The following is a 26,036-nucleotide window of genomic DNA, read 5'->3' as shown; positions in this document are numbered from 1 at the left end:
GAATTGAAGTTTTTAGTCCCGCAATGGCGGAACGAGAGCATAGGCCGTACGCGACAGGCAAGCGGCGCTGACAGCATGGCCGCCTGACCGGACATCAGGGAGACCAGAAAACCCGGGGATTTACGGATGAATCCGGGATAACCGCAGCCGGGGGCTACATTAAAGTTTCGTCATGTAGCCTGTACAACCGGCAATCCGCCGTGTTGGACGAAATCAGCCGCCTACGGCGCCGTCCTTCACCTGGTTACCGGCACGGTCCGCCACGGCATGCTTCAGGTCGATCCGGTCGCGCTGGGAAATCCCGAGCAGGTCGGAGGCGCGCCAGACCACGTTGTCCTCGAACTCGGAGACCTGGCCGTCGGCATAGACCAGCTCCCACATCATCTGGACGATGCGCTTGCGGCCCGCTTCGTCGAGCGAGCGCATGATGACGCTGGTGAAGTGATAGAGATCGACCGCCTCACCCTCGACCTGGGTCGCATCGGCGATCAAACGATCGGCAGTGCCGCGATCGAGCCCAAAATGGCTTTCGATCAGGCTGTGCAGCTTGCGCTGCTCGGTCGCCGTCGGCTGGCCGTCCAGCGAGACCACGTGAACCAGCAACGCGGTCGCCGCAAGCCGATAATCGCTGTCGCCGAATGCGCGATCCCCGGCATGGGGAGCAACAATGTCGGCGATGAATTGACGCAGGCCGTCGAGCATGGGGTCCTACCGAAAACGATGACGCCGCGGGGGCGCGGCGTTACCAGCATTATATGTGCGGGAAACTCAACCGGCGCAACGTGCGTCAGTTCCCCGCGCTGCATTACGTTTCGGCAATCTCAAGGCGGTCATTTCTGAAGGGCGGCCAAATCGACTCTCCTAAGTCGTCCTGGCGAAGGCCAGGACCCATTACCCCAGCGAGCAGTTTGACGAAGACTGGTTGTCGTACGGTACTACGACCATCCGCAATCGATAGATACCGCGGTATGGGTCCTGGCTTTCGCCAGGACGACGCTGGAGAGATTTGGTGCTTCGCTCGTAGATGACGGAGCCCGCGGACTCCGCCACCGCGCGCTCACGGTATCTCGTACACCACCATCTTGTCGGCGATGCCGCGCAATGCGGCCTGCTTCTGAATCGGCTTGATTTCACGCTGCTTCAGCACTTCCGCCACGGCTGGCGCGTCCAGCACTGACCCGGTGATGTGCATCTCCTGCGCGGTCGACAGGCTCTGCACGCGCGCGGCGATGTTGACGGTCTGGCCGAAATAATCCTGCCGCTCGTTGAGCATCACCGCGAGGCACGGACCTTCATGGATGCCGATCTTGACGATGAGATCGGCGGTGCCGCGCTGCTTGTTGAGCACGTCCATCGCCGCACGCATCCGCAGGCCCGCGACGATCGCGTGCTCGGGACGGACGAAGGTCGCCATCACGGCGTCGCCGATGGTCTTCACCACCGCGCCCTTCTCGGAGGAGATGATCTCGAGCAGCGCATGGAAATGCGCGCGCACGAGATCGAAGGCGGCGAGATCGCCGACCCGCTCGTAGAGCGCGGTCGATCCTTTCAGATCCGTGAACAGAAATGTCAGGGACGTGATCTGGAGCCGCTGATCGACACTGAGATTGTCCGCCTTGAACACATCGCGGAACGTCTGGTTCGACAGCATCCGCTTGGCGGTGAGGAACGGCTTGCGCTTGCCGATGAGGTGATGAAGCGCCTCGGCCGCGATGAACACCGACGGCAGCACGCGTACGCCGGCCTGGTTCTCCAGCGACAGCCGCAGCGGACCCGGCCGCATGGTCGTGGTGCCCGTCGGCGCCTGCACCCTGTTGTACATGATGGCGAGCTGCTGGCGGTCCTTGGTCGGCTCGCCCTGGACGTCGATGAAATGCGCGGCGTGCGTCACCGGCTCGAAGATGATGATGAAGTCGTTCGGCAGTTGCAGCGACATGGTCGCCTTCTCGCCGGCAGGCAGCTCCATCGTATCCAGTGTGACCTCGTTGGCCAGCGTCGCAAACGACTCCTTGTTGAAGTCGACGCCGGAGCTCCAGAACACCTGCTTGAAATACTCCCATACCGGAAGCGTATCCGGGTCGTGCGCCGCGATGCGCCGGACGCGCGGGTTCACGGTGAAGGAGACCTCGACCTGGTCGTCGACGGAGGCCTTGTAACCGCAGGCACAGAGCGCACAGTGATAGTCGTCGGGCTTGAGCGCCTTCAGCGTCGCGTGAGCGCCAAGCACACCGCCGCAGCCCGGACACAGCACGTTCCAGCCGAGATCGAATAGCCCGAGCCGCGCCGAATGCAGGAAGGCGGAGATCGCGCGCTCTTCGTCGACACCATGCTGCCTGGCGAAATCGAGGACATTGACCCGGTTGAGCTCGTGATCCTCGCCGTCCTCGATGAGGCGCGCAATCTCATCGACCGCCTTCGGATCGGCGGTCTGCTTCAGAACGGAAAATTGGGCCTGGATGTCGCTCATGGCGTAACTCTATCTAGGGTGGATCACGCCATCGGCCAGGCGAGCGCCTGTCACCGACGCGTGATTCGGAACATGGGTGAGCGGTCCGGCTGGGTCGTGACGACGCCATGCGGGATCACGGGAACCGTATCGACCAGCTCGACGCGAAACGCACCGATCAGCCGGGCCAGCGCCAGCACGGATTCGGCTTGCGCAAACGGTGCGCCGACGCACACGCGCGGACCCGCGCCGAACGGCAAATAGGCAAAACGGTCGGGTGCTTCGGTCGACATGAAACGCTTTGGAACGAACGCGTTCGGCTGATCCCACAGCTTTTCGTGCCGGTGCAGCAGCCAGGGCGCGATCATGATGATGTCGCCCCTGCCGATCTCGATTCCGGCCGCATTGTCCTTCTCGCGCGCGGCACGCGCGATCAGGAAGGCGGGCGGATAGAGCCGCATGGTTTCTTCGATCACCGCGCGGGTGAATTTCTGGCGATCGATGTCGGCCATGCTGTCGAGATGTTCGCCGCGGGTCTCGGAGGCCACCTCCTCCTGCGTATCAGGATCGAGCGCGAGCAGATAGAGCGCCCAGAACAGCGCGGTCGCCGTGGTCTCGTGGCCGGCGAGAATCATGGTCGCGACTTCGTCGATAAGCTGCTCGTCCGAAAAGCCCTTGCCCGTTTCAGGATCGCGCGCCTCGTCCATGAGATCGAACAGGTCGCGCGGCGGCGCGCCGTCCTTTTTCCCGGCGGCGCGCCGCTCGGCGATCAGCATCGCGACGAATTCGGTCCAGCGCTTGCGGAAACGGGCGCGGGCAAAATCCATCGGGCTCGGCCAGGACACCGGCAGCAGCATGTCGAGGAAATAGGGCCGTCCCAGCCGCTCGCCATATTCCACGACGAAGTTGCGCAAGGTGGCGCCATGCCGGTCCATGCCGAACGAGAACATCGTGCGCCCGGCGATCTCGAGCGTCATGCGCTGCATGGCCTCGCGCAGATCGACGGTCTCGCCGCTGCGCGCATCCAGCTTCGCGATGGTCTCGTCGAGCACCGCCGTCATGTGCGGAACGAGATTTGCGGTGGCGCGCGGCGTGAAGGCCGGCGCAAGCGTGCGGCGCTGAAACGTCCAGGCATGACCTTCCGCAATCAGGAGGCCTTCGCCGAGCACGGGACGCAGCATGCGAATGCCGGCCGGCGTGCGCGTGTAGTTCTCGTAATTGCTGAGCAGGACATGCCGGATCGCGTCCGGGCGGTTCAGGATGAAGCTCTTATGGAGGAAGAAGCGGCCCTCGAGAACGTCTTCCTCATAGGCGCGCTGTCCCCAGGTTGCGATCATGTTCTGCCTGATCACAGCGACCCGTCCGAGGAACGACATGTCGTCGGGGGCACGCGGCGGCGTCGGGGGGATGATGGGCCGCCGCACGCTGGCGATGTTCATGGCTCTCTCCCGCAGATGTGACGCAGGCAAATAGCTAGTAAGTCAGCTCGGCAACCGCAATCCTGTTCTCGGCGGCAGGCCAGAGGCGTGCCACGATCCGTTCTTCGCCGAACTGGGCCACGATGTTACGCCCGATCTCGCCGGCCGGAAGCCGCAATGTTGCTGTCGCATCCGTGGGTACGCCCGGTTTGACGTCGGCCGGCTCCTTGCCGTCGAGCAGAACCACGTCCCGCGGCAGGCCGAAATAGCCGCGCGGACGTGACATGATCACGACTGCGCCGGCATCCTTGTCCGCCGGCCCGAGCGGGCGCGCGGCACGCAGGTGGACGACGTCGGACGAGCGCGGGAAGGGCGAGCGATAGATATGCGTGGTCGGCGCATCCGGCGACGCGAGGACGAATTCGAGCGGCCAGGAGGGTTCGACCTGCGCTGGCCCCCAGCGGCCGTCAGCACCGGTCTTCGCGCTGTGCACGGCATTGCCGTTGCGCTCACCGGTATCCGGATCGACGCGGAAGATATCGACGGTTGCGCCCGCCACCGGCCGATTGGTGGACACGCCGCCCGGCGTTCCCGTGACGAGGCCACTCAGCCTGACGCTCGGTTCCGGCACGATCGCGATGCGCGCGGGCTCGCGGCCGGCGATGAACTTGTAGATCTCGCGGAACGCGCGCGGGTGAAACGCCACCTCGCGATGATCGAGCGCACCGAGCACGAGATTGGTGGCCCCCCGCAGCTCCGGCCCCTCGGCGGTGACACCGGTCGGCGTGCCGGGCTTGCCGATGAAGCGGCCGTCGGCTTGCGCGTATTTGTCCATGCCATCGCTGCGCAAGGTGAGGAAAGCCGTGCCCGGCGTCACCTCGCTCTCGCCCCCGTTCAACCCGCGCAGGAAAACGCCGCGGCCGTTGAACTCGTTGTTGGGCTGGTCGTCGCTCGTGAACACGCCGTGATTGGGCGTGCCGCACAGGACAGCGTGGCTGACGTCAGCCACACCGCCGTTCCTGACGACATTGCGGATCGCATAGCCGCCGCGCGAGCTGCCGACCAGCGCCACGCGAGGTGCGCCGGTACGGCGCTTCAGCTCGGCGATGGCGGCGGCGAGCTCACGGCGCTGGTCCTCGGTCGAGGAGCGGTTCGCCTGCTCGACCGTGTCGTCGCTCCGCGCATTGGGATCGGTGAAGTTGATCGCCAGCATGCGATCGCGCGCGATGCCATTGGATTCCATCCGCCACATCGTGGTCATCCAGAGCGCGTCGTAGTCGCCATTGCCGTGGACGAACAGGATCGGCGGCACCTCGGCGCCCTGCGCCGCGGGCGCGGTTTGAGCGAAAGCATCCATCCGGACGCTCGCAAGCGCAAAAGGCAATGTGCCGGCACCTTGCAGGATCGTCCGTCGCGACAGCTTCATCTGTTCCTCCCCGGCAAAACCGCCTCTTTGCACCGCTTATAGCGTCCTAACCACTGGACAGCGAAGGACTTTCGCGGGCATCACTGAATCCGCCGGAATCGCCAGGACCACTTCTGCCAGCCCATATGGAAGGGGATATGACCGAGCAGCCGAACCGTCAGAGAATCGCAGCCGACGGCATCGCCGCGCCGCTGCGATACACCGTGTTCCGGCGCATCTGGCTCGCCAGCCTGCTCTCCAATCTCGGCCTGCTGATCCAGGGCGTCGGCGCCGCCTGGGCGATGACGCAGATGGCGGCCTCGGCCGACAAGGTGGCGCTGGTGCAGACCGCGCTGATGCTGCCGATCATGCTGATCTCGATGCCGGCGGGCGCCATCGCCGACATGTATGACCGCCGCATCGTCACCCTGGTCTCGCTCATGATCGCGCTGACCGGCGCGACTGCGCTCACGATCCTGGCCGGGCTCAAGCTGATCACGCCGGAAGCGCTGCTCGCCTTCTGCTTCGTCGTGGGCAGCGGCAACGCGCTGTTCGGCCCGGCCTGGCAATCCTCGGTCAGCGAGCAGGTGCCGCCCGAAGCACTGCCGTCGGCCGTCGCGCTGAACGGCATCAGCTACAACATCGCGCGCAGCTTCGGTCCCGCGGTCGGCGGCGTCATCGTCGCCGCGCTCGGCGCGGTGGCGGCGTTTGCCTGCAACGCGATCCTCTATCTGCCGCTGCTGGTCGTGCTGCTGCTGTGGCGGCGCAGCACCGAGCCCTCGCGCCTGCCCCGCGAGAAGCTCAACCGCGCCATGGTTTCGGGCTTCCGCTACATCACCAATTCGCCGCCGATCAAGATCGTCCTGCTGCGCACGCTGGTGATGGGCCTGATCGGCGGCGCCATCATGGCGCTGATGCCGCTGGTCGCGCGCGACCTCTTGCATGGCGGCGCGCAGACCTACGGCATCATGCTCGGCGCCTTCGGCATGGGCGCGGTCATCGGCGCGCTCAACATCCACGAATTGCGCAAGCGCATGAGCGGCGAGTCCGCGATCCGCGCCTGCACCATCTCGATGGCCTTTGCGATGGCCGCCCTTGCCGTGAGCACAGAACCGGTGCTGACGGCGACCGCGCTGGTGCTGGCCGGCGCGGTCTGGATGGCCGCCGTCGCGCTGTTCAATATCGGCGTGCAGCTCTCGGCACCGCGCTGGGTCGCAGGCCGGTCGCTGGCAGCGTTCCAGGCCTCGATCTCCGGCGGCATCGCGATCGGCGCCTGGGGCTGGGGCCATCTCACCGACTATGCCGGCGTCGAGGTCGCGCTTCTGGTCGCGGCAGGCCTGATGCTGATCTCACCGCTGCTCGGGATCTGGCTCACGATGCCGCGCGTCGGCGCCCGCAACGAGGACGCCGAGGTGCTGGCCGATCCCGAAGTCAGGCTGTCGCTCACCGGCCGCAGCGGACCGCTGGTGGTCGAGATCGAATACCGGGTGTCTCAGGAGAACGCGCGCGCCTTCCACAATGTGATGCAGGACGTGCAGCTCTCGAGGCAGCGCAACGGCGCCTATGGCTGGTCGATCGCGCGCGACATCGCCGACCCCGAATTGTGGACCGAGCGCTATCACTGCCCGACCTGGTTCGACTATCTTCGCCAGCGCAACCGCTCGACCCTATCCGAACGCGCGCTGCATCAGCAGGCGATCGATTTCCACATCGGCCCCGAGCCGGTGCGCGTCCGCCGCATGCTGGAGCGTCCGTTCGGCTCGGTGCGCTGGAAGGAAGAGACGCCGGACCAGGGAGCAAGCGAGGTGCTGCCCGTGGTCGCGACCGCGGCGGGCAGCAGCACGTAGGTTCTGCCGTCGTCCCGGCGAAGGCCGGGACCCATAACCACAGGCAAAAGTTTGGCGAAGATTCGGAGTTGCGACCGAGTCCTGTACAGCTAGTCGCGCTCTATCGATAGATCACGCGGTATGGGTCCCGGCCTTCGCCGGGACGACAATCACGTTTACTGCCCGTGCTCCGTCAGCACCTTGTCGCAGCCCTTGCTCAGCCGCGTGCGGTTCTGCTTCAGGCAGGCGAGCACAGCCTGGTCGCCATTGTTCATCACGGGGCGGCAGAAGCGCGTGACGTCGCGCGCGCAGGCGTCGTGTCCGGGCTGCTGTTGCGCGGAGGCGCCAGATGCGCACAGAAGAAAAGGAACGATCAAAAGAAATCTGGTCATCGCGTAATGCCTCTTACCCGGAAGATGTGCGGGCGAAGCTAGTGCGACGATCCCGGAGCCGCAACGGCTTTATTGACAGGCTGCATCGCGCCACAGCGTGGCCCCGGCTTGACGCCGGGGCACAACGCGAGGGGAGCTAACCGACGCAACGATCGCTGTGTGCTCTTACTGGTTGCCCTGAGCGTCAGCGACCTTGCGTGAGGCGCCCTTGGCGAGGTCCTTGTCCATCACTGCGCGGCAGCCGGCGCTCAGATCCGAGCGATGCTTCATCATGCACGCGGTGATCTTCGGGATGTTGGGGATCTCCGACGAGCACAGGCGGAAGGCATCGCCGGTGCACTGCTGCTGCGCCTCGGCCGAGAAGGCGAAGCTCGAAGTCGTCGAGACGATCGAGACGATGGCGGCGAAGCCCAGAGCCAGGCTGGTGTCGCACAGCTTGGCCGTAAACGACTTGGTCATTTGAAGCTCCCATTGGCGCCGCTGCAAGCGGAGCCCGTTGTTGATGGGAACTACGATGCTCTAGCAAAACAGTTTCCACTGTGATGACGGTCACGGGGCGCACCCCAACTGTGACATCGGTCACATTGGCGCACCTCGCTGAAAATCCGGCGCAAACGCCGTCGTGTTGGTGTCACGTTAACTGTTCCTTCGCATTAATGGCTCGTCGCGCGGGAAATTCCGCAGGTTTGGTTGCGTAATTGGAAAGAGTAGCGATGCGTAATGCGTTGGGCCTGATGCTGGCCAGTGTAGTTGCGGCGGTCGTGATCGCCGCCGGCGGTTGGTTTTATTATTCCGCGAGCGCCGATCCGGGCGCCCCCAAGACAGTTGCCGCCCGTGCCGCCGACCCGTTGCCGGCACAGGCGAAAATCGCCGCCAAGGACGACGTCGCGACCACCGCGGCGATCGCGGCGAAGCCGACGGCCGTTGCCCAGGCATCCGCGCCTGCGCCCGCCCCGGTCGCGCCAGTTCAACCGAAGCAGGCCTGCGCCAATCCAAACGCCCTCGGCGTCGCCCGCGTGGTCGAGATCGACACCACCGGCGGTCCCGGCTTCGGCTTCGAGCACTTCAAGCAGTTCGATTTCCTCACCGACAAGGAGGTCGTGCTGACCTTCGACGACGGTCCGTGGCCGGTCAACACGCCCGCAGTGCTGAAGGCGCTCGCGGATGAATGCACCAAGGGCCTGTTCTTCTCGGTCGGCAAGCACGCGACCTACCACCCGGAGATCCTGCGCCAGGTTCTGGCCCAGGGCCACACGGTCGGCACGCACACCTGGTCGCATGTCAACCTGAACAGCAAAAAGATGACGGAGCAACAGGTCAAGGACGAGGTCGAGAAGGGCTTCAGCGCAGTGAGGTTCGCGCTCGGCACCAATCCCGCGCCGTTCTTCCGCTTCCCGCAGCTTCAGCACAATCCGGCGATGGTGAGCTATTTCGGCACCCGCAACGTCGCGATGTTCTCGACCGACATCGATTCCTTCGACTTCAGGAAGGGCGCCACGCCGGAGAAGATCGTCGAGACCGTGATGGGCAGGCTCGACAAGCTCGGCAAGGGCATCATCCTGATGCACGACTTCCAGAAGCACACCGGCGAAGCCATGCCGGCGCTGCTCGCGCGGCTCAAGGCCGGCGGCTACAAGATCGTGCAGATGAAGGCCAAGACCACCTTCCAGACGCTGCCGGAATATGACGAGGCGCTGCTGAAGGACCTGAAGGTGCCGACCTCGAGCGCGCGTCCGATCGGAAGCGTGGTGCAGACGGTTTCGCAGTAACGCGTTCGACCAGATCGAAAACTCTTGCGTGATGGCCGGGCTTGTCCCGGCCATCAACGTTCTTGGGCCACTCCGAAGACGTGGATGCCCGGGACATCTGGCGCGAACACGCGCCTCGCGTTTGCCTGAGGCGTGACGGCGAGGGTGGGGCGCAAAGACCGCTTACCAATAGATGCCGTGGCGATGCAGCTCGCTGATGATGCGGCCTTCGGTCCAGGTACGCTTGTGCTTCGGCTTGTTGACTTTCGCCGTGGTCTTCGTTGCGGTCGCGGCGGGCGCTGAAGTCGTCGTGGTTACGGCGGGTGCCGCGGCAGGCGCAGGCGCCGAGATCGCCGGCGGACGGTCGACATATTTCGGAGGTTCGGTGACGGGTGCGGCTTCACTCACTTGCGTCGTCACGGCGATTGTCGCCGTCGCTTGCGGCGCCGAGGCCTGTTCGCTCGCCGTGGCCAGCGAGAGGCTGCGTGGACCGGCCGCCTGAGCAGATGCTGAAGCCAGGACCATGGCGGCCAGCAGAATGATCTTGCGCATGTGAAATCTCCCCGCGTTGGCGTGACCGGGACGCTACGGGAGAGACACGCGACATTATGTGATCGCGATCACGCAGGCGACCGAACGATCTTGAACCCGCGCACGCTCATGCCGGCTGGATGCGCCGGTTAAGACGCTTGTCTGTGATAACAGGATGAATTCGGGGCGCTGGTGCCGCAAGAGGGATTCGAACCCCCGACCCCGTCATTACGAATGACGTGCTCTACCGACTGAGCTATTGCGGCGAACCCTGCCGGGCTCGGACGATGCCGGTCCCGATACGCGCGCTCCTGATATCGGGCATGGCCCGAATTGGCAAGAACAAGCCGGGTGCGAAATGCGGCTTAGGCGCCCCAGCGGGACCAGAATCCGCGCCAGCCGCCGGCCTGGGCCTTGGGCGTGCCGATTTGTTCCGTAAATTCATCGCTCGGGCCCTCGTCATCGATCCCGGGATCATCCGGGGCGCGGACGATCGGGATGACGGCGGGGATCGGGACAGGTGCGGGCTTGCCGAGGTCGGCGCGGGTCCGGAACACCGGCGTTGCCGCCGCCGGCGATGATTCGGCCGGCTCGGGGGCCGGTCTGACCGGCTCCGCAGATGTCATCGCAGGCTCTGCCTTTGGCTCTTCCTTCGGCTCTTCCTTGGCCACCGGAGGTGAATTGTCCTGCTCCGCCGGGACCGATGCAGCCGGAGCCGGTTCCATCAGGGTGTCATTCGCAGGCGCCGTCACCCGTTTCGGCGGCGGGGCCGCCAGCATGGCTTCCTCGAAGGCCGAGGATTCGATCAAGTCGCCCTTGTCGGAAGGAAGGCTCGCGACCGGCGTCTGCCACTGGAAGGCGTCGAGGCGGCCGGTGACCGGGGAAACCGGGCGCCAGCGATCGCTGACATAGCCGTCGGCGGTCCAGGCCGGATCGTGGCGCGCACGCACCGCGCGCAAGGTCCAGGCGCGGGCGCGGCCGCCGTCGCCGTGCTCGGTGCGCTCGATCTCCGCCATCAGCAGTGCGACCCGCTGGGTCGGATCGTTGACATAAGGCGCCAGCACCGCGCGTGCGCGGCTGAATTCGGAGGCATCGATCGCGGCGCGTGCGAGCGCGAGCTGGCCTTCAACATGGCCGGCCTTGTCGGCAGGCGTCTTGGCCGCAAGCGTCTCGACCCGCTGCAAGCGCTGCCGCGCGGAATCGCCGAGCTTCACATGTGCATAGGCCTCGGCGAGATCCGGATGCGGATTGGCGAGCCAGGCGGCCTCGACCAGCTTCATGGCGCGGCGCACCTGATGCGCCTCGCTCTCGAATTTTGCGGCGAGCACGGCGGCCGGCACCAGGGTCGGTGCAAGCTTGATCGCCTCCATCACGCTCTCGCGTGCGACGTCGCGATCCATCGTTTGCAATTCCAGCGCACGTGCGGTGAGCAGCACGCCGCGCTGGCGACGATAGGCCGGCTTGTCGATCAGGCCCGCGGACAGGTTCGAATCGAGGATCGCCAGCGCGCCGCTCCAGTCGCCGCGCGCGCAGCGGAAGCCGAGCACCGCATGCGAGGCCCAGGTCGACGACGGCGACAGCTTGATCGCTTCCTCCGCGATCATGACGGCGCCGACCGCATCGTCGGCGCGCTGCGCCTCGATGAACAGGCCGCGCAGGCCGAGCAGCCGCGTATCCTCGCGCTCGGCCATGGCACGGAAGGCGCGCTGCGCCTCGTCGCGATTGCCTTCGAGCTGCGCCGACTGCGCATGCAAGAGAAGCGCGAGCGGATCGTTCGGCGCATGCCGCCGCGCCGTCTCGGCATGACGGCGGGCGAGCGCGGTATCGCCATGGCCGATCGCGAGCAGGCCGTGGGTGATGGCGTGGCGGCCGCGCGCGTGGCGCTTTTCGTGACTGCGGCGGCGCAAACGCCCCGGCGTCCGCCAGATCGTCGTCAGGATGCTCCAGACCAGCACGACTGCCGCGGCAAAGAGGCCAAGCAAGAACACGAATCTGGGCAACGTCGTTGAGGCGCGGAAGCCGCCCGCCGTCAGGACGAGATCGCCGGGCTGATCGGCAACCCAGGCCGCGCCGGCCGCCGCCAGCGCAATCAAGACGAGGAAAAGGACGATGCGAAGCATGGCGATCCCTATACGCGCTGATTGTTGCGCGAAGCTTTATTGAGCAGGCTTGACGAGATCCGCCATGGCATCGTCGGCGAATTTGCGGGAGGCGGCGAGCGCGGCATCGCGGGCATTGGCCTTGTCGAGCCAGGCCTGCGCCGGCGCGCGATCGGCATCGGGCAGCGTCTTCAACTCGCGCCGCGCCTCGACGAAATCATTGCGGAGCGCAGCAGCCGTCACCCGCGCCACGATGGCGCCGCGATCATTGCCGACCCCGTCGGTCCGTTCGATGCGGACGAGCTTTGACGCTCCGGCCTGGAGGCGCTCGACGATGCCGCCGCCGCTGGACTGGGCATCCGCCGGCGGCGACAGCTTTGACACGATGTTGAGGAGCTCGCGGCTCAGCGCGACGGGGGTCGGGATGCCCGACGATGCAAAGGTGTCGAGTGGCTTCAGCATCTCGGGCTTGGCCGCCAGCGACCGCGCCGCGGCGAGCTGCGCCTCATAGGGATCGCCATGGCGCACGGCGACGTCGAGCAGGGCCGCCGCCACCACATGGCGCAGCGGCTTGTCGTCCATCGTCCTGGCGTCGGCGATCTTCTCGCCCTGCTGCGCAAGCTCGGCCCGCTCCGTCTTGCCGGCGCGCTCGAGCTGCGCGATGCGGTCGTTGAGCGCGGCAAGATCAGGCGAAGCGGCGCCCGGCGCAGATTTCGCGTCGTTCAGTGCGCTCGCGGTCTTGTCGGACTGTGCGCGCAGATTGGCGATGTCGCTGCGCAGGCTGCCCACGGATTTTTCCAGCGCATCGATCCGCGCCACCATGGCCGGATCGGCGGCGGGCTTGCCGGCCTTGGCTTCAACCGCGGCAACGCGACCGCCCAGAGCATCGACCGTCGCGCTCGTCACTTGTGGCGCGGCAGGCGGCGCCTGCACGGCGGGCCAGCCCAGCATCCAGCCGACCGCGATCACGACGGCCGCCGCCACCGCACCGGAGAGCGGTGCAATGACCCAGGGCGAAACCGGAGGCGACGCGGGAGCGGGCGCAACCGCGGCCTGCGCCTCGGCGCGCTCCGGCTCGGCGTCAGCCTGCTCGGATTTTGCCTGCTCGGGCTCGGTGTGCTCGCTCACCGGCGGAGCCTCGGGCTCGCCCGCCGCCTCCTGCGGCTGGGTCGAGACATCGGTCGCCTCGAGGTCGATGGTCGGCGGGGGGCGCTTGGCACGACCGGACTCCGGGGCCAATCCTGCGTCTTCAGGCTTGTCGTCGGCCATCGTGACGGTTCCTCACACTTCCATACCTTGCACAGATCCCTGGCGCAGATCTTGGGCAGACCCGATCGCGTCGGATTCGGCCCGACCTCTTACGCCAAACGGGTCTGCAAAGCACGCTCCAAGGTGTCAAATAAGGCATTTTCGTCCGGTTTCGCGGCCACCAGAACCTGCGACGCACCGGCATCGCGCAGCACGCTTGCGACCGTCTCGGACAGGCAGCATTGCGGGATCGCCAGCGCCGAGATTTCGACGCCTTCGTCCCGCGCTGCATCCAGGAAGGCTCGCGCGCTGCGCCGGGAGTAATGAAGCACCGCCTCGATCCCATGCGCGGCAAAACCCTCGCAGACATCGCGCGGGAGAACCTTGACCGGCGCCATGCGATAGGTGGTCTGCGTCACCACGTTGAAGCCTTCGGTGCCGAGTTCGCCGCCGAGATCGCGCGACAGATCCGCGCCGGCGAGATAAAGCAGCGTGCTTTTCTTTTTCAGCACCTTGTCGCGCGCACTCCGGACGACCGTGTCGCGCAGGGCCGCGGAATCGCCGCCGGCGATAATCACCTCGGCAAAGCCGGCGTCTCGCGCGGCAGTCGCGGTGTGCTCGCCGACCGCGAACAGCGGCAGCTTCAACAGGCCGAGATCCTGCAATTGCGGCGCGACGGCACGGATCGCATTGGCCGATGTGACGATGATGGCGCTATAGTTCGCCTCGCTCTCGTCGTGGAAAGCGACCGGCTCGAATTTGAGCACCGGCGCGAGCAGCACCACGTGTCCCCGCGCGCGCAAATTGTCCGCCGTCGCCTCATTGTCGGGATGCGGTCGTGTGACAAGAATGGACATCGCTCGTGTTCCCGAACCGCGTGACGGTGACGCATTCGCAAAGACGGCCGCGCGTGACGATTGCGCAAGCCGACCCCGGAATGCTACCGGACGTACCAGAACTCTGCTTTCCGGATGAGCGCAAGGGCGCAAATTGGATAACAATTCGCCAATGCTGGTATTGGGCATCGAAACCACCTGCGACGAGACCGCCGCGGCCGTGATCGAGCGCGCGCCTGACGGCAGCGGCAAGATCCTGTCCAACATCGTGCGGTCGCAGGTCGATGAGCATGCCCCGTTCGGCGGCGTGGTGCCGGAGATTGCCGCCCGCGCGCATGTCGACCTGCTCGACGGCATCATCGACCGCGCCATGCGCGAGGCCGGCATCGGCTTCGCCCAGCTCAATGGCGTCGCGGCGGCCGCGGGACCGGGCCTGATCGGCGGTGTCATCGTCGGGCTCACCACCGCGAAGGCGATCGCTTTGGTGCACGACACGCCGCTGGTCGCGGTGAACCATCTGGAGGCGCATGCGCTGACGCCGCGGCTGACCGACGGAATCGAATTCCCGTACTGCCTGTTCCTCGCCTCCGGCGGCCACACCCAGATCGTCGCGGTCACCGGCGTCGGCCAATATGTGCGGCTCGGCACCACCGTCGACGACGCCATCGGCGAAGCCTTCGACAAGGTCGCGAAGATGCTGGGCCTGCCCTATCCCGGTGGCCCGCAGGTCGAGCGCGCGGCGGCCGGCGGCGATGCCGCGCGCTTCGCCTTTCCGCGGCCGATGCAGGGCAGGCCGGACGCCAACTTCTCCCTGTCGGGATTGAAGACCGCGGTGCGCAACGAAGCGAGCCGGATCGCCGAGATCACGCCGCAGGACATCAGCGATCTCTGCGCAAGCTTCCAGGCCGCCGTGCTGGATTCGACGGCCGACCGGCTGAATGTCGGCTTGAGACTTTTCCGCGAACAGTTCGGCGCGCCGCGCGCGCTCGTGGCCGCCGGCGGCGTCGCCGCCAATCAGGCGATCCGCGGCGCGCTGCATGACGTCGCTCGGCAGGCCAAGACGCAACTGATCATGCCGCCGCCTGCGCTCTGCACCGACAACGGCGCGATGATCGCCTGGGCCGGCGCCGAGCGCCTCGCGCTGGGAATGACCGACACGATGGAAGCCCAGCCCCGCGCCCGCTGGCTGCTCGACGCGAATGCGACCGCGCCCGCGGGCTACGGCAAGACGCGAGCGGGATTCTAAATGGAGAGGCGTCTCCACGAGCTCCACTTCACCTCGCCCCGCTTGCGGGGAGAGGTCGGATTGCATCGTAGATGCAATCCGGGTGAGGGGGACTCTCCGCGAATCCAGCTGCCACCTCCCTTGCGGAGACTCCCCCTCACCCCAACCCTCTCCCCGCAAGCGGGGAGAGGGAGCGGAGGGAGCGAGCGATGACCGCGTTCCACTCCGTTGCGGTGATCGGAGCGGGCGCCTGGGGCACGGCGCTGGCGATGGTGGCAGCGCGGGCCGGGCGGAGCGTCACGCTCTGGGCGCGCAATGCCGAGCATGCGACGCGCATCGCGTCGACCCGCGACAATCCGCGGCTGCCCGGCGTGCGGCTTGCGCCGGAAATCGTCGTGACGAGCGAGCTGGCGCTCGCCGCGCGCGCGGACATGCTGCTGATCGCAACGCCGGCGCAGCATCTGCGCGGCGCCGTCAACATGCTGGCCTCGCACATCGCAAGACCGACACCGGTCGTCGCCTGTGCCAAGGGCATCGAGCACGGCACCCATAAATTCATGACCGAGGTGATCGCTGAAGCCGCGCTGCACGCGCAGCCGGCGATCCTGTCGGGCCCGAGCTTTGCCGACGACGTCGCGCGCGGCCTGCCGACGGCGGTGACGCTGGCGGCGAAGGAGGAAGAGCTGGCCAGCAGCCTCGTGCAGGCGTTGGGCTCGCCGACGTTCCGGCCCTATCACTCCACCGACGTCCGCGGCGTCGAGATCGGTGGCGCCGCCAAGAACGTGCTGGCGATCGCTGCCGGCATCGTGGTCGGCCGCAACCTCGGGGCCTCCGCGCTCGCCGCGCTGACCACGCGCGGCTTCAGCGAGCTGGCACGGCTCGGCCGCGCCTGCGGCGCGCGCCCGGAAACGCTCTCGGGCCTCTCCGGCCTTGGCGACCTGCTCCTGAGTTGTTCAACCGCGCAATCGCGCAATTTCGCGCTCGGCATTGCGCTCGGCCGCGGCGAGGCGGCGCCGGCGGGCAAGCTTGCGGAAGGCGCATTCACCGCGCCGGTGCTGGTCGAGCTCGCGGCCGCACGGAACGTCGACATGCCGGTCTCGCAGGCCGTCGCTGCCATCCTCGACAACAAATTGACGATCGACGCAGCGATCGAGGGGCTGCTGACGCGGCCGTTCAAGGCAGAAGAATGACATCTTCCGTCATGCCCGCGCTTGTCGCGGGCATCGACGTCTTGGTATTGAACACGGAAGCAGAGACGTGGATGGTCGGGCATAGGCGAGCGAAAGCGACGCCGTCCTTCGGACGGCTATGCCCGGCCATGACGAACGGATAGGGCGCGCGATGAACTACTGGCTGGTGAAATCCGAACCGTCGGTGTGGTCCTGGGACCAGCAGGTGGCGAAGGGCGCCAAGGGCGAAGCCTGGACGGGGGTGCGCAATTACACCGCGCGCCAGAATCTCGTCGCCATGAAGAAGGGCGACAAGGCGTTCTTCTATCATTCCAACGAGGGCAAGGAGATCGTCGGCATCGCGGAGATCGTCAAGGAGGCCTATCCTGATCCGACCGACAAGACCGAAAAATTCGTCTGCGTCGACATCAAGGCCGACAAGCCCTTGAAGACCCCGGTGACGATGGCCGCGATCAAGGCCGAGAAGAAGCTCGCCGACATGGCGCTGGTGAAATATTCGCGCCTGTCGGTGCAGCCGGTGACGGCCGAGGAGTGGAAGCTCGTCTGCAAGATGGGCGGGATGTAGGAGTTATCCCATCTACGCTGTCCGACTTACGTCTCCGGCAGCGCAAAGACCTCGCATGGCGCAGCAATGCCGCGCAGCGGATGCGATCCTAGCGCGACCAGTGGCATGTCCGTCTCGGCGGCGAGCGCGCCCGACACCAGCACGGTCTCGCGAAGCGGCTTGCACAATCCCTCGAGCCGGCTGGCGAGATTGACGGCGGGACCGATCGCCGTGAAATCGAGGCGGTTGGCGGCGCCGATATTGCCCCACAGCATCTCGCCGAGATGGAGCGCCGCGCCAAACGAGAGCGGCGGCAGGCCCTGGTTGCGGCGCTCGTCGTTGAGGTGGGCCATCCCCGCCCGGGCCGCGCCTGCGGCGCGCAAGGCCGCATCGCAGGCGCGGCGCGGTGATGCCTCGACCACCGGAAAGATCGCGAGCACGCCGTCGCCGATGAATTTCAGCACCTCGCCGCCAAAGGCGTGAACGGCACCGGCGATGCGGTCGAACCAGGCGTCGAGCGCCGCGATCACCTGGGCCGGCGGCGTGGTTTCCGACAGGATCGTGAAATTGCGCAAGTCCGCATAGAGTAGCGCGGCCTGAATGGTTTCGCCGAGATCGCGCCGCAGCGGTGCCGCCAGCACCCGTTCCGCGCTGCGTTTGCCGAGATAGGCATCCAGCGTCGCCCGCAACGTGGCGCGCGCGGCGAGCACGGCAAGGGGCGTCGCGGCAAATCGCGCAGCCTGGCGCAGTTGTTCGATTTCATCCGCCGTGAACGGACGCGGCCCGATCCAGCCGAGCACCGGTCCATCGGGCCGACCGACGATGTCTTCGTGCACCTCGCCGTCCGCAATGCCGCGGAGCCACCGGCGACCGGCATCGTTGGGCGGGTCGGGCGCCAATCCGCCTGGTGCAAAGCCGAGCGCTTCGATTACCGCGCCGGTCCCGGCGCGCCACAGCCAGGTCCGCTTCGCGATCAGCGGGTGCGGCACCTCCAGCGTCAGGGCGCCTGCCGCAAGCGGCACGCCGTCGGCGACCAGATGCGCGCCGAGGTCCGCAAGCAGGCGATCGGCCCCCTGACTATCGGAGGCGGCATCGACGAGCCAGGCGAGGGTCGGGGCGAGGTGCATGGCCCGATGATGACGAAGCAGGCCCGTCTTTGTCACGGGCAATCCTTGACGGAGCGCAGGGCCGCCGCCATGTCCCGAGGGCAGCCCAAGGGCAGCTCAAGGCAAGACGAGGGATGATCGCCGATGACCGAACCGTTCATAGTGCGACGCGAGACCCAGATCGCAGCCCCGCGTGCCACCGTCTTCGCCTATTTGACCGATCCCGAGAAGATCTTGAGCTGGATGGGTTCCGACGCGACGACGGAACCGCATCCCGGCGGGCTCTATCTGCTCAAGGGTATCGGCCCGCGCGGCGCCGCCGCCCGCGGCGCCTTCCGCGAGGTCGTGCCGGTGCATCGTCTGGCCTACACGTTTGGCTGGGAGGGCGGCCAGGAAGTACCACCCGGATCGAGCCTGATCGAGATCGACCTGATCGAGCGCGACGGCGGCACGCTGCTGCGCATGACCCATAGCGGGCTGCCGACCGAGGAACAGGCCGCCGCACACGCGAAGGGTTGGGCGCACTATCTGGAACGACTCACCACCGCAGCCGCGGGCAACGATCCCGGTCCGGATAACGGCGTCTCGACCAAGTCGTAGCTCTTGTGGGGTCGTTACACCGCCGCGGTCGCGACCACCTGCGCCAGAAGCTGCTCGCGCCTCGCCTGCGAGCGCTGGCCCTTCATGGTCGCGGCGAAACGCTCGAGAATGCCGTCCTCGAAGGCGGTGACGATGGTGTCGTGGACATAGCTCTTGCGGCAGATCGCCGGCGTGTTGGAGAGCTTGTCGGCCGCGGCACGGATCGCGTCCAGCACCTGCTTCTTGCGGCCGCGCTGGCTGGTCGCCGGCGTGATCCGCGACAGCGATTCCACCACGACGGCGGAGGCCATCAGGGTGCGAAAATCCTTCAGCGAAATCTTGATGCCGGCGATCTCGCGCAAAAACGCGTTCACCTGCGTGGTGTTGACCGCGCGCACGATGCCGTAGGCATCGCGATACTGGAACATGCGTTTGCCGGGAACGCCGCGCAGGATGCCGATGGCGCGCACCAGCTTGGCCGCGTCGCACTCCTTCCGCACCGCCTTGCCGCCCTTCGCCTTGAAGGTCAGCACGAAGCAATCGTCTTCCAGCGTCACGTTCGACTTCAGCAGCGTGGTCGCGCCGCGGGTTCCGTTGAGGCGGGCATAGGATTCGTTGCCGGGACGGATCGCGGTGCGCGCGATCAATTCGATCACGGCCGAGAGCGCGAATTCGCGTGTCGGCTCGTCACCCGACAGGAACGCCGACACCTTGCGCCGGATCTTTGGCAGCGCGCCGACGAGCTTCTCCAGGCGATGCGCCTTGCGGTGCTCGCGGACCTTCTCCCAGTCGGCGTGATAGCGGTATTGCAGCCGGCCCGCGGCATCGCGTCCCACGGCCTGGAGATGCGTGCTCGGATCGGCCGAGTAGCGCACCTCGCGATAGGCCGGCGGCACCGCCATGGCGTGCAGCCGGCGGATGGTGCGGGCGTCGCGGATATGCGCGCCGTTGGGACGGACGAAGGAATAGCCCTTGCCGCGCTTGATGCGGCGGATGGTCAGCTCGTTCTGGTCGCCGAGCCGCAGGCCCAGCTCCCTGGCCAGCGCCTCGACCGTCGCCGCGGGCGCCGTGTCGAAGACCTTTTTCGGGCTGAGACGCGCTGATGCGGCCGGTTTCGGCCATTGTCCCAGGGCCTTGGCCAGCGCAACAGCTGCAGGATCGGCTGAAGCGGGCCGCATCGTCCCGAGATTCTGCTGATCCATCATAGTGTTACGCCTTAGCCCTGCCTGTTACCGGTCAATGCCGCTGTTCTGATTTTTGTTCCTAGGGGTCTCTTTGGACCCGGGTTGGCCATTTAGGGTGTTCCGAACCGTATTGCGAGTCCCGAATCAGTGAGAGACGGTTCCCAAATACCTCCGAGCGGCGCATGGGGCTCTGCGCGGGCCTGTTCCGGGGATCTGGGTAAAGAGCCGAAAGGCGCCGACCGGCCTGTTTCAGATTTGCGACAGCCGGCCTGCGCACCTTGATCCTTCGCATGGCGGGCCGCTCGCCGAAGGTCCAGCTTGTGCACCTTGTCGGGTCCGGTTAGCCCGACGCATAATCAGCCCAATGATTGATGTCGGCATTGCCTGAGCTTGCCGCATGTGGAGGGAAATATGTCCGAGAAGATTTACGACGTGCCGGCGGAATGGGCAAAGCGCGCCTGGGTCGACCAAGCCAAGTACAAGGAAATGTACGCCCGCTCGATCTCGGACCCGAACGGTTTCTGGGCCGAACAGGCCAAGCGCATCGACTGGATGAAGGCGCCGACGAAAATCGAGAACGTCTCCTTCGCGCCGGGCAACGTCTCGATCAAATGGTTCGAGGACGGCGTCCTCAACGTCGCCCATAACTGCATCGACCGTCATCTGCACAAGCGCGCCAACCAGACCGCAATCATCTGGGAAGGTGACGATCCCTCGCAGTCCCGCCACATCACCTACAAAGAACTCCACGACGAGGTCTGCCGGATGGCCAACATCCTGCGTACCCGCAACGTCAAGAAGGGCGACCGCGTCACCATCTACCTGCCGATGATTCCGGAAGCGGCCTACGCGATGCTGGCCTGCGCGCGGATCGGCGCGATCCACTCCGTGGTGTTCGCGGGCTTCTCGCCCGACAGCCTCGCCCAGCGCATCAACGACTGCCAGTCCAAGGTGATCATCACCGCCGACGAAGGCCTGCGCGGCGGCAAGAAGGTGCCGCTGAAGGCCAATGTCGACGCGGCGCTCGCCAAGGCCGACGGCGTCGACTGGGTCGTCGTGGTCAAGCGCACCGGCGGCAAGATCGACATGAACCCGACCCGCGACCTCTGGTATCACGAGGCGGCGGCGATGGTGACGACGGAATGCCCGGTCGAGCACATGCAGGCCGAGGATCCGCTGTTCATCCTCTATACCTCCGGCTCGACCGGCCAGCCCAAGGGCGTGCTGCACACCTCCGCCGGCTATCTCGTCTATGCCGCGATGACGCATCAATACGTCTTCGACTATCACGACGGCGACATCTACTGGTGCACCGCCGACGTCGGCTGGGTCACGGGCCACAGCTACATTCTCTACGGGCCGCTCGCCAACGGCGCGACCACGCTGATGTTCGAGGGCGTGCCGAATTATCCGGACAATTCCCGCTTCTGGAACGTCATCGACAAGCACAAGGTCAATACCTTCTACACCGCGCCGACCGCGATCCGCGCGCTGATGCAGGGTGGCGACGAGCCGGTGAAGAAGACCTCGCGCGCCTCGCTGCGCCTGCTCGGCTCGGTCGGCGAGCCCATCAATCCGGAAGCCTGGGAGTGGTATCACCGCGTCGTCGGCGAGGACCGCTGCCCGATCGTCGATACCTGGTGGCAGACCGAGACCGGCGGCATCCTGATCACGCCGCTGCCGGGCGCCACTAAGCTGAAGCCGGGCTCGGCGACGCAGCCCTTCTTCGGCGTGGTGCCGGAGATCGTGGATGCCGACGGCAAGGTTCTGGAAGGCGAGACCACCGGCAATCTCTGTCTCACCCGGGCCTGGCCGGGCATGATGCGCACGGTCTATGGCGATCACGCGCGGTTCGAGCAGACCTATTTCTCGACCTACAAGGGCAAGTATTTTACGGGCGACGGCTGCCGGCGCGACGCCGACGGCTATTACTGGATCACCGGCCGCGTCGACGACGTCATCAACGTCTCCGGCCACCGCATGGGCACCGCGGAGGTCGAGAGCGCGCTGGTTGCGCATGAGAAGGTGTCGGAAGCTGCCGTTGTCGGCTTCCCGCACGACATCAAGGGCCAGGGCATCTACGCCTATGTCACCCTGATGGCCGGCGTCCAGCCGACCGAGGATCTGCGCAAAGAGCTCGTGACCTGGGTGCGCAAGGAGATCGGCCCGATCGCCTCGCCCGACCAGATCCAGTTCGCGCCGGGCCTGCCCAAGACCCGGTCCGGCAAGATCATGCGCCGCATCCTGCGCAAGATCGCCGAGGACGAGCCGGGCAGCCTGGGCGACACCTCGACCCTGGCCGATCCCGCCGTGGTCGACGACCTCGTCAAGAACCGGCAGAACAAGAAGTCGGCGTAAGCCAAGGTCTCGTGCCCCGGACGCAGCGCAGCGCGCACTTCAGCGGTGCGCTGCAGAGCCGGGGCCCAACTGTCCACACGCAAAGAACTGGGTCCCGGCTCTGCGCCTCGTCACTTCGCGCCGCGCCTTGTCCGGGACACGCGACCAAACCTCGCTCCGCACTCTGTCGCCCCCCGAAACAACAGCGGTTCACACCCTCACGCTCTTGTCAGGGCGCTTGCCGGCATGGCCGTATCTTTCCCGCCGAGTGTTGTTTTCCGGTCATTTACTTTATTTCGAACATTTCCTTTGTTCCCCCTGCTGGCTGGCCCTCGGCGGCCGCGCGTAGAAACCATCCGGTTAACAGGCGCGGTTAAGAATGTCTGGGCAAGGCGGCGATTGCCGGGTTCTGCGTAGATTTGGACGACCCGTACGGGGCAAGGGGAAGCATTGATGGCGATGAGGATTGCTGTGGCGCTGGCCGCCACCATCGGGGCAGGGATATTGATGTCAACGGCGGCGGAGGCGCGGCCGGAAATGGTGGGGACGCACCTGGCCGACTATTCGCCGGGCACCATCGTGGTCAAGACCAACGAGCGGCGGCTCTATCTCATTCTCGATGACGGCCACGCCGTGCGCTACCCGGTCGGCGTCGGCAAGTCCGGCAAGCAGTGGGCCGGCACGACCCGTATCGACGGCAAATACCGCAATCCGGCCTGGTCGCCGCCCGCCGAGGTGAAGCGCGACAAGCCGCAGCTTCCCGACGTCATTCCCGGCGGCTCGCCGCGCAACCCGATGGGCGTTGCGGCGATGACGCTCGCCGGCGGCGAATATGCGATCCACGGCACCAACGTGCCGGGCTCGGTCGGCGGCTTCGTCTCCTATGGCTGCATCCGCATGCTCAACGACGACATCACCGATCTCTACAGCCGCGTCTCTGTCGGCACGACGGTGGTCGTGACACGCTGATCACCGGGATCGGAGAGAATTGAAAGAGCCGCGTCCTCGACGCGGCTTTTTTGTTACCAGAAGCGCCACCCCCGCGCGCACCAGCCGTCGCGATGGCCGCCATTGTAGCTGCGCGCATAACCACCCGCGAGCAGCACGGCCGAGACGTTGGCCGTGCGTTTGGTCGCGACGTCGGCAAGAACACGCCCGTACTTGTCGGGGCCGAGATTGGTGATCGTGACGCCGCCCTGGCCGAGCAGGTTGCGCAGCGCGTCGGTGGCGGCTTCAGCCTTGTCCAGTTCCTCCTGGCAGGACGCTTTCATCTCCGGCGCATCGATGCCGCGCAGGCGCACGCGCACGACGAGATCGCGGCCGCCCTGCTGATGCACGCGCGCGAGAAAAGTGTCGCCGTCGATGGTGCGGATGACGTCGACGGGCTGACGGCTAGCGGAATTGCCGGATTGCTGGAGGATGATCTCGGTATCTTGCGACCGACCGTCGGCTCCATGCGGAACGGGCGCTCCGTGCCGGAAGGTGAGCACGATCGCCGCCGCGACGCCGACCACGAACATCCACGGCAACAGGCCCGCGAAGCGGCGGCCGAACGGCGAACCGCCGAACTGCGGCCGATAGGCATTGGGGCGATCGTGGAAGCGCATCAACTCACGCTAGGACTGAGTCGGGGAAACCGGCAAGGCACGATCGGCACCCGGGCTGATCGGTGATCGCCTGATCGCCCCGATCGTTGCCCGACGAAGAATCGTACCTATGCGCGGCGCGCTGTTCCAAACGCTCTCCGTTCGATACCTCCTGTAGTTGTACGGAGTTTAAGATTCACGCGCTGTTTAGTAATAGGGCGGAGTACTCGGTTTGCGTGTGGGGAGCGGTAAGCATGGCATCGTTCAAGGTTCGCATCGGTACAAAACTGGGATTGACCGCGAGTGCGGGTGTCCTTCTCGTCGGCGGCATGCTCGCCAACCAGCTCATTCGCAACGAGCAGATCGCGGACCTGAGCCGGCTGGTGGTCATCAACACCGCGAACAAGGCCAACGCCCAGGGCACCGAACTCGCAGTGACCCGGGCACGCCTCGCCATAGCGGAAATCGGATCCGCATCCTCCGCCGACGGTCTCGCCAAACATCTCGAAACATTGCGTGGCTCCATCGCCGGTGCCACGACCGAAATAGACGCCGCATTGGAACGGTCCAAGCGTGCCGAAGCCAAAGAGCTTTGTCGCGAGGTGAAGATCCTGCTCGACGCCTCTTTGAAGGCCGGCAACGATCTCGGCGAGGCTCGTGGCACCGCCGTCGCCGAATTCGCCGCGGCAAGCCAGATCGAGGAGGCCTGGAACAAGGCCCTCGAGACCCTGTTGGCGTCGCCCGCAATCGCCGCATCGCAGAACCGGCTCAACATCGAGGTCGCGTTGCGCGAAGCCGACGCCTTGTTCAAGGCGGTCAGCGCGGCCGACTGGCATTTCACGGCGACCGGCGACGCCGTGCAGAAGGACCGCATCGCCGAACGCGCCGACGCCATGATCCGCGTTCTGAAACAGGTCCGTCAGTCCGCCGGCGACAAGAATATCGCCGACGGTGTCGACGCGCTCGCCGCGCTCGCCGGACGCTACAAGGCGGCAACCGGCGCAGCCATCAAGGCGGAGGAAGCCAGGAGGCGCATTTTCGACGAGCGGGTGCTTCCGGCCGCCAAGGAAATCACAACGCGCGTCGACAAGCTGGTCGCCGCCAACAACGAATATATGGCTCTGCGGCAGAGCCAGCTCGTGACCGCGCTGGAGCAGGCGACCCAGGTCAGCCTGGCCGTCGGTGTCCTCGTGATCCTAGTCCTGGCCGGCTCGGCTCTGTTTTCCGTGCTGAGCATCGCCCGGCCGATCCGTCGCATCGGCGACGTGCTGCTGCAACTCGCCGGCGGCAACAAGGCCGTCGAGATTCCCTACACCGCCCGCGGTGACGAAGTCGGCGACAACGCTCGCGCGGCCCGCACGTTCAGGGACAACCTGATCCGCATCGAGCAGATGGAGGCCGACCAGAAGGATCAGGAGGCCGCAGCCGCCGCGCAGCGCAAGCAGGAGATGATCCGGCTGGCCGGTGCGTTCGAGGATGCGGTCGGCGGCATCATCAATTCGGTTTCGGTCGCCTCGCAGCAGCTCGAATCCGCCGCCGGCACGCTGTCGGGGACAGCGGAAGAGACCGAGCAGCTTTCCGGAATGGTGGCCGCGGCCTCCGAAGAAGCCTCTGCCAATGTCGGAGCCGTGGCGTCCGCCGCCGAGGAGATGAGCGCATCGGTCGTCGAGATCGGCCGCCAGGTCCATGATTCCAGCCGCATCGCCGGCGAAGCGGTGCGGCAGGCCGAGCGTACCGACCTCCGGATCAATGAATTGCTCAAGGCCGCGGGCCGGATCGGCGACGTCGTCAAATTGATCACCGCAATTGCGGAGCAGACCAACCTGCTGGCCTTGAACGCCACCATCGAAGCGGCGCGCGCCGGCGAGTCGGGCCGCGGATTTGCCGTGGTGGCGAGCGAGGTCAAGGCGCTCGCAGCCCAGACCGCGCGGGCAACCGACGAGATCGGCGCACAGATCGCCGACATGCAGACGGCGACGGAAGACTCCGTCGGTGCCATCAAGGAGATCGGCACGACCATCTCCAGGATTTCGGACATCTCGACCACCATTGCCGCCACCATCGAGGAGCAGGGGGCTGCGACGGCCGAGATCGCACGCAATGTCAGCGAAGCGGCCAAGGGAACGGTCGAGGTCGCCGACAAGATCGCCCAGGTCAGTCATGGCGCCGGCGCCACCGGTTCGGCGTCGACGCAGGTGCTGGCATCCGCGCGCTCACTCTCGACCGAGAGTGGCCGCCTCAAGCACGAGGTCGCGAAATTCCTCGATACGGTGCGGGCCGCCTGAGGACCCGCACCTCCTGCGGCCGGCCCGAGGCCGGTCGCAAGCCATCATTCT

At 66.2% G+C, this 26,036-nt stretch carries 22 protein-coding genes and 1 tRNA gene; 9 read left to right on the top strand and 14 right to left on the bottom strand.

Annotation, left to right across the window (positions count from 1 at the left end):
- Positions 1-213 precede the first annotated feature (213 nt).
- The 4 genes from AAFG50_RS00455 to AAFG50_RS00440 form a co-directional block, all read right to left on the bottom strand.
- Positions 214-702, bottom strand: a complete 489-nt coding sequence (locus tag AAFG50_RS00455; RefSeq protein WP_011083384.1) for a TerB family tellurite resistance protein — start codon at positions 700-702, stop codon at positions 214-216.
- Positions 703-1,057: 355 nt separating this feature from the next.
- Positions 1,058-2,467, bottom strand: a complete 1,410-nt coding sequence (locus AAFG50_RS00450; RefSeq protein ID WP_011083385.1) for an adenylate/guanylate cyclase domain-containing protein — start codon at positions 2,465-2,467, stop codon at positions 1,058-1,060.
- A 50-nt stretch (positions 2,468-2,517) separates the two neighbouring features.
- Complete coding sequence (locus AAFG50_RS00445) at positions 2,518-3,885, bottom strand: cytochrome P450 (RefSeq protein ID WP_028174940.1); 1,368 nt, start codon at positions 3,883-3,885, stop codon at positions 2,518-2,520.
- A 34-nt stretch (positions 3,886-3,919) separates the two neighbouring features.
- The gene (locus tag AAFG50_RS00440) at positions 3,920-5,290 is read right to left on the bottom strand and encodes a hydrolase (protein WP_028174941.1); all 1,371 of its coding nucleotides are present in this window, start codon (positions 5,288-5,290) and stop codon (positions 3,920-3,922) included.
- 137 nt (positions 5,291-5,427) lie between these two features.
- On the opposite strand from AAFG50_RS00440, the gene AAFG50_RS00435 reads away from it, so the two are divergent.
- Entirely contained in the window at positions 5,428-7,116 is a 1,689-nt protein-coding gene (locus tag AAFG50_RS00435) for an MFS transporter (protein ID WP_011083388.1), read from the top strand.
- Between the two features lie 155 nt (positions 7,117-7,271).
- Here the strand turns inward: AAFG50_RS00435 and AAFG50_RS00430 are convergent, their stop codons facing one another.
- Positions 7,272-7,487, bottom strand: coding sequence for a hypothetical protein (locus tag AAFG50_RS00430; protein WP_028174942.1), 216 nt, complete (start codon positions 7,485-7,487; stop codon positions 7,272-7,274).
- A 165-nt stretch (positions 7,488-7,652) separates the two neighbouring features.
- Positions 7,653-7,946, bottom strand: coding sequence for a hypothetical protein (locus tag AAFG50_RS00425; protein WP_028174943.1), 294 nt, complete (start codon positions 7,944-7,946; stop codon positions 7,653-7,655).
- Positions 7,947-8,200: 254 nt separating this feature from the next.
- Here AAFG50_RS00425 and AAFG50_RS00420 point away from each other — a divergent pair, with 254 nt between their 5' ends.
- Positions 8,201-9,256: a polysaccharide deacetylase family protein gene (locus AAFG50_RS00420; protein WP_028174944.1), complete on the top strand. Its 1,056-nt coding sequence runs from the start codon at positions 8,201-8,203 to the stop codon at positions 9,254-9,256.
- 162 nt (positions 9,257-9,418) lie between these two features.
- Here the strand turns inward: AAFG50_RS00420 and AAFG50_RS00415 are convergent, their stop codons facing one another.
- From AAFG50_RS00415 to AAFG50_RS00395, 5 genes are all read right to left on the bottom strand, one after another.
- On the bottom strand, positions 9,419-9,787 hold the full coding sequence (locus tag AAFG50_RS00415) for a hypothetical protein (protein WP_028174945.1): 369 nt from the start codon (positions 9,785-9,787) through the stop codon (positions 9,419-9,421).
- 169 nt (positions 9,788-9,956) lie between these two features.
- Positions 9,957-10,032: transfer RNA gene (locus AAFG50_RS00410), tRNA-Thr, on the bottom strand.
- A 99-nt stretch (positions 10,033-10,131) separates the two neighbouring features.
- Complete coding sequence (locus AAFG50_RS00405) at positions 10,132-11,886, bottom strand: heme biosynthesis HemY N-terminal domain-containing protein (RefSeq protein WP_028174946.1); 1,755 nt, start codon at positions 11,884-11,886, stop codon at positions 10,132-10,134.
- Positions 11,887-11,922: 36 nt separating this feature from the next.
- The gene (locus tag AAFG50_RS00400; RefSeq protein ID WP_028174947.1) at positions 11,923-13,134 is read right to left on the bottom strand and encodes a hypothetical protein; all 1,212 of its coding nucleotides are present in this window, start codon (positions 13,132-13,134) and stop codon (positions 11,923-11,925) included.
- A gap of 89 nt (positions 13,135-13,223) precedes the next feature.
- Complete coding sequence (locus AAFG50_RS00395; RefSeq protein ID WP_011083395.1) at positions 13,224-13,970, bottom strand: uroporphyrinogen-III synthase; 747 nt, start codon at positions 13,968-13,970, stop codon at positions 13,224-13,226.
- A 151-nt stretch (positions 13,971-14,121) separates the two neighbouring features.
- On the opposite strand from AAFG50_RS00395, the gene tsaD reads away from it, so the two are divergent.
- From tsaD to AAFG50_RS00380, 3 genes are all read left to right on the top strand, one after another.
- The gene (gene tsaD / locus AAFG50_RS00390; protein ID WP_028174948.1) at positions 14,122-15,195 is read left to right on the top strand and encodes a tRNA (adenosine(37)-N6)-threonylcarbamoyltransferase complex transferase subunit TsaD; all 1,074 of its coding nucleotides are present in this window, start codon (positions 14,122-14,124) and stop codon (positions 15,193-15,195) included.
- Between the two features lie 188 nt (positions 15,196-15,383).
- On the top strand, positions 15,384-16,364 hold the full coding sequence (locus AAFG50_RS00385) for an NAD(P)H-dependent glycerol-3-phosphate dehydrogenase (protein ID WP_028174949.1): 981 nt from the start codon (positions 15,384-15,386) through the stop codon (positions 16,362-16,364).
- Positions 16,365-16,515: 151 nt separating this feature from the next.
- The gene (locus AAFG50_RS00380) at positions 16,516-16,929 is read left to right on the top strand and encodes an EVE domain-containing protein (protein WP_028174950.1); all 414 of its coding nucleotides are present in this window, start codon (positions 16,516-16,518) and stop codon (positions 16,927-16,929) included.
- A 26-nt stretch (positions 16,930-16,955) separates the two neighbouring features.
- Here AAFG50_RS00380 and AAFG50_RS00375 read toward each other — a convergent pair whose 3' ends face one another.
- Positions 16,956-18,035, bottom strand: a complete 1,080-nt coding sequence (locus tag AAFG50_RS00375) for an adenylate/guanylate cyclase domain-containing protein (RefSeq protein WP_028174951.1) — start codon at positions 18,033-18,035, stop codon at positions 16,956-16,958.
- 123 nt (positions 18,036-18,158) lie between these two features.
- On the opposite strand from AAFG50_RS00375, the gene AAFG50_RS00370 reads away from it, so the two are divergent.
- Entirely contained in the window at positions 18,159-18,614 is a 456-nt protein-coding gene (locus AAFG50_RS00370; RefSeq protein WP_011083400.1) for an SRPBCC family protein, read from the top strand.
- Between the two features lie 14 nt (positions 18,615-18,628).
- Here the strand turns inward: AAFG50_RS00370 and AAFG50_RS00365 are convergent, their stop codons facing one another.
- Positions 18,629-19,798, bottom strand: a complete 1,170-nt coding sequence (locus tag AAFG50_RS00365) for a DNA topoisomerase IB (RefSeq protein ID WP_028174952.1) — start codon at positions 19,796-19,798, stop codon at positions 18,629-18,631.
- A 390-nt stretch (positions 19,799-20,188) separates the two neighbouring features.
- Between AAFG50_RS00365 and acs the strand changes: the two genes are divergently transcribed.
- Entirely contained in the window at positions 20,189-22,135 is a 1,947-nt protein-coding gene (acs, locus tag AAFG50_RS00360) for an acetate--CoA ligase (protein WP_342714114.1), read from the top strand.
- A gap of 432 nt (positions 22,136-22,567) precedes the next feature.
- Positions 22,568-23,083, top strand: coding sequence for a L,D-transpeptidase (locus AAFG50_RS00355; RefSeq protein ID WP_011083403.1), 516 nt, complete (start codon positions 22,568-22,570; stop codon positions 23,081-23,083).
- Positions 23,084-23,136: 53 nt separating this feature from the next.
- On the opposite strand, the gene AAFG50_RS00350 is transcribed toward AAFG50_RS00355, so the two are convergent.
- Positions 23,137-23,721 carry a thermonuclease family protein gene (locus AAFG50_RS00350; RefSeq protein ID WP_039186434.1) on the bottom strand — a complete coding sequence of 195 codons (585 nt, stop codon included), beginning with the start codon at positions 23,719-23,721 and terminating at the stop codon, positions 23,137-23,139.
- Between the two features lie 233 nt (positions 23,722-23,954).
- On the opposite strand from AAFG50_RS00350, the gene AAFG50_RS00345 reads away from it, so the two are divergent.
- Positions 23,955-25,985 carry a methyl-accepting chemotaxis protein gene (locus tag AAFG50_RS00345; protein WP_028174955.1) on the top strand — a complete coding sequence of 677 codons (2,031 nt, stop codon included), beginning with the start codon at positions 23,955-23,957 and terminating at the stop codon, positions 25,983-25,985.
- The last annotated feature ends 51 nt before the right edge of the window (positions 25,986-26,036 follow it).

The sequence above is a fragment of the Bradyrhizobium sp. B039 genome (assembly GCF_038965675.1).
In the GTDB taxonomy this organism is placed as follows: domain Bacteria; phylum Pseudomonadota; class Alphaproteobacteria; order Rhizobiales; family Xanthobacteraceae; genus Bradyrhizobium; species Bradyrhizobium diazoefficiens.
Note: the sequence above shows the minus strand (reverse complement) of the source record. Positions and strands in the feature narration are given on the sequence as shown.

Bases quoted from the DNA above. Each gene is read 5' to 3' on its own strand.
- AAFG50_RS00455 (WP_011083384.1), bottom strand. From the start codon at position 702: ATGCTCGACGGCCTGCGTCAATTCATCGCCGACATTGTTGCTCCCCAT.
- AAFG50_RS00450 (WP_011083385.1), bottom strand. From the start codon at position 2,467: ATGAGCGACATCCAGGCCCAATTTTCCGTTCTGAAGCAGACCGCCGAT.
- AAFG50_RS00445 (WP_028174940.1), bottom strand. From the start codon at position 3,885: ATGAACATCGCCAGCGTGCGGCGGCCCATCATCCCCCCGACGCCGCCG.
- AAFG50_RS00440 (WP_028174941.1), bottom strand. From the start codon at position 5,290: ATGAAGCTGTCGCGACGGACGATCCTGCAAGGTGCCGGCACATTGCCT.
- AAFG50_RS00435 (WP_011083388.1), top strand. From the start codon at position 5,428: ATGACCGAGCAGCCGAACCGTCAGAGAATCGCAGCCGACGGCATCGCC.
- AAFG50_RS00430 (WP_028174942.1), bottom strand. From the start codon at position 7,487: ATGACCAGATTTCTTTTGATCGTTCCTTTTCTTCTGTGCGCATCTGGC.
- AAFG50_RS00425 (WP_028174943.1), bottom strand. From the start codon at position 7,946: ATGACCAAGTCGTTTACGGCCAAGCTGTGCGACACCAGCCTGGCTCTG.
- AAFG50_RS00420 (WP_028174944.1), top strand. From the start codon at position 8,201: ATGCGTAATGCGTTGGGCCTGATGCTGGCCAGTGTAGTTGCGGCGGTC.
- AAFG50_RS00415 (WP_028174945.1), bottom strand. From the start codon at position 9,787: ATGCGCAAGATCATTCTGCTGGCCGCCATGGTCCTGGCTTCAGCATCT.
- AAFG50_RS00405 (WP_028174946.1), bottom strand. From the start codon at position 11,886: ATGCTTCGCATCGTCCTTTTCCTCGTCTTGATTGCGCTGGCGGCGGCC.
- AAFG50_RS00400 (WP_028174947.1), bottom strand. From the start codon at position 13,134: ATGGCCGACGACAAGCCTGAAGACGCAGGATTGGCCCCGGAGTCCGGT.
- AAFG50_RS00395 (WP_011083395.1), bottom strand. From the start codon at position 13,970: ATGTCCATTCTTGTCACACGACCGCATCCCGACAATGAGGCGACGGCG.
- tsaD (WP_028174948.1), top strand. From the start codon at position 14,122: ATGCTGGTATTGGGCATCGAAACCACCTGCGACGAGACCGCCGCGGCC.
- AAFG50_RS00385 (WP_028174949.1), top strand. From the start codon at position 15,384: ATGACCGCGTTCCACTCCGTTGCGGTGATCGGAGCGGGCGCCTGGGGC.
- AAFG50_RS00380 (WP_028174950.1), top strand. From the start codon at position 16,516: ATGAACTACTGGCTGGTGAAATCCGAACCGTCGGTGTGGTCCTGGGAC.
- AAFG50_RS00375 (WP_028174951.1), bottom strand. From the start codon at position 18,035: ATGCACCTCGCCCCGACCCTCGCCTGGCTCGTCGATGCCGCCTCCGAT.
- AAFG50_RS00370 (WP_011083400.1), top strand. From the start codon at position 18,159: ATGACCGAACCGTTCATAGTGCGACGCGAGACCCAGATCGCAGCCCCG.
- AAFG50_RS00365 (WP_028174952.1), bottom strand. From the start codon at position 19,798: ATGATGGATCAGCAGAATCTCGGGACGATGCGGCCCGCTTCAGCCGAT.
- acs (WP_342714114.1), top strand. From the start codon at position 20,189: ATGTCCGAGAAGATTTACGACGTGCCGGCGGAATGGGCAAAGCGCGCC.
- AAFG50_RS00355 (WP_011083403.1), top strand. From the start codon at position 22,568: ATGGCGATGAGGATTGCTGTGGCGCTGGCCGCCACCATCGGGGCAGGG.
- AAFG50_RS00350 (WP_039186434.1), bottom strand. From the start codon at position 23,721: ATGCGCTTCCACGATCGCCCCAATGCCTATCGGCCGCAGTTCGGCGGT.
- AAFG50_RS00345 (WP_028174955.1), top strand. From the start codon at position 23,955: ATGGCATCGTTCAAGGTTCGCATCGGTACAAAACTGGGATTGACCGCG.